This is a genomic window from Longimicrobium sp., assembly GCF_036554565.1.
Lineage (GTDB): Bacteria > Gemmatimonadota > Gemmatimonadetes > Longimicrobiales > Longimicrobiaceae > Longimicrobium.
Genome location: NZ_DATBNB010000340.1, coordinates 1 through 2248 on the forward strand (window position 1 = coordinate 1; position 2248 = coordinate 2248).

Here is a 2248-nt window from a genome sequence, read left to right on the forward strand (position 1 = left end):
CAGGCAGCCACAGGGTGAAGCACGAGCCCTTCCCCGGCTCGCTGTGGGCCGTCAGGTCGCCCTTCATCCTGCGCGCCAGCCGCCGGCTGATCGCCAGCCCCAGCCCCGTGCCGCCCTGCTCGCGGGTGTACGCCTGGTCCACCTGCGTGAACGGCTCGAAGATGCGCTCGATCTCGTCCGCCGGAATGCCGATGCCCGTGTCGCGCACCTCCACGCCCACCCACGGCCCCTCACCCAGCCCCGTGCCCGGCGGCCTGCGCGCGCACACGCGCGAGCGAACGGAGATGCTTCCGCCGGCCGGCGTGAACTTCACCGCGTTGCCCAGCAGGTTCACCAGCACCTGCCGCACGCGGTCGGGGTCGCCCCGATAGCGAACGGGGTGCACGTCGGCCTCCGAAAGCGTCACGTTGCGCATGGCCGACTGCGGTGCCACCAGCTCCGCGGCCTGGCGCACCGCAGGAACCAGCGGCTCTTCCCCCGCGCGCACCTCCAGCCGCCCCGCCTCCACGCGCGCCATGTCGAGCACGTCGTCGATCAGCCCGCGCAGGTGCTGGCTGCTGGTGCGCACGCGCCGCAGGTAGTCGGCGTGCGCGGGAGACAGGTCGCCGCCGATGCCCAGCTCCATCAGGTCGGCATAGCCCACGATGGCGTTGATGGGCGTGCGCAGCTCGTGGCTCATGGTGGCCAGGAACTCGGACTTGGCGCGGCTCGATGCCTCCATCTCGATGAGCAGCCGCTCGCGCTCCTCGTCGGCCCGCATCCGTTCCGTCACGTCGCGCAGCACCACGGTGATCAGCCGCTGGTCGCCTACGGAGGAGGTGGAGATGGTGGCCTCGGCGGGGAACTGCGTTCCATCCGCCCTCAGCGCCGGAAACGCCCCGCGGCTCCCGTGCAGGGTGCGCGCGGTGCCGCCGGATTCGGCGGCCGCGGCCATCTGCCGCTCCGGAACGAAGCGGTCGATGCGGGTGCCCAGCACGTCCTCGGCGGCCACGCCGAACATCTGCTCGGCGGCGCGGTTGAAGAGCACGATGCGGCGCTCGTCGTCCGTGGTGACGATGGCGTCCATCGCCGAGCCTACGATGGAGGCCAGGCGCGCCTCGCGGTCGCGCAGCTCCTCTTCGGCCCGGCGTCGCTCCGTGAGGTCGCGGGTGACCTTGGTGAAGCCCGAAAGGCTTCCGTCCGGCGCGCGGATGGCGCTGATCAGCACGCTCGCCCAGAAGCGGGTGCCGTCCTTGCGCACGCGCCAGCCTTCCTCCGTGAACCGCCCGTTCAGCGTGGCTTCGCGCAGCACTTCGTCGGGATGGCCGCGCTCGCGCTCCTCGGTGGTATGCAGGAGCGACACGTGCTCCCCCACGGCCTCGGCCTCGGACCAGCCGCTCAGCCGCTGCGCGCCCAGGTTCCAGGTGACGATGCGGCCGCCCACGTCCAGTCCATAGATGGCGTAGTCGGTAACCGCCTCGACCATCTCGCGAAAGTGCAGCTCGCGGGCGCCCAGCTCTGCCCGGTGCACCTCTACGCGGTGCACCAGCCAGGCGACGGACACGCCCACGACCGACACCACCGCCAGCCCGATGGCGTCCGCGGCGTACTCCTCCGTCTGGGGGTCGCTCGGCAGCAGGAAGAGCACGAACGCGCCCACCACGCTGAAGCCCACCGCCGACAGCCCCGCGCGCATTCCCGCGTACCAGGCGGAGAACGTGACGGGGCCCAGCAGCAGGCCGATCATGTGGCGGTCCACCATCGGGCGCAGCGCGAGCACCAGCGCCAGGCCCGCGAGCGTGAGCGCCAGCGCCACGAGATAGCCGCGTGCTTCGGTGCGGCGCCCGGCCGTCCGGGCGGGTCGAGAAACCCCTGGAGAAGCCACTCGCTCCGTCGAAGTGCGTTGAGGGTGATCCCAAGCACCGATGCAGGGGCAACTTGCGCGCCGGAGCCGATCGACGGCTCGGTGCGGATGCGGTGGTGCAGAACAGCGCGGCAGCAGGTGTTTCCCCTGCTGCCGTTCGGTCCGCGTGCCGGTGTGTGTGTCGGAGTCTACGCGCCGCGGAGGATGGACGAGGCGGCGGCGTGAAGGCGGGTGTTGGTGGCCAGGGCCGAGGTCCACGCGCCGACGGGCTGGCCATCGAACTGGGTGAAGCGGCCCCCGGCCTCGGAAAGGATGACGTTCATGGGCGCGTAGTCCCAGTACGATCCGGCGATGGGGTCGCAGAGCAGGTCCATGCGGCCGGTGGCCACCAGGAAGTAGCCATAG

Annotated in this window: 2 protein-coding genes; both read right to left on the reverse strand. The window is 71.5% G+C overall.

The features are described from left to right. Positions 1-1795 (reverse strand): PAS domain-containing sensor histidine kinase (locus tag VIB55_RS09615; protein ID WP_331876433.1); only part of this gene is annotated, 1795 nt, incomplete at its 3' end. A gap of 236 nt (positions 1796-2031) precedes the next feature. After that, positions 2032-2248 (reverse strand): inositol monophosphatase family protein (locus VIB55_RS09620; RefSeq protein WP_331876434.1); only part of this gene is annotated, 217 nt, incomplete at its 5' end.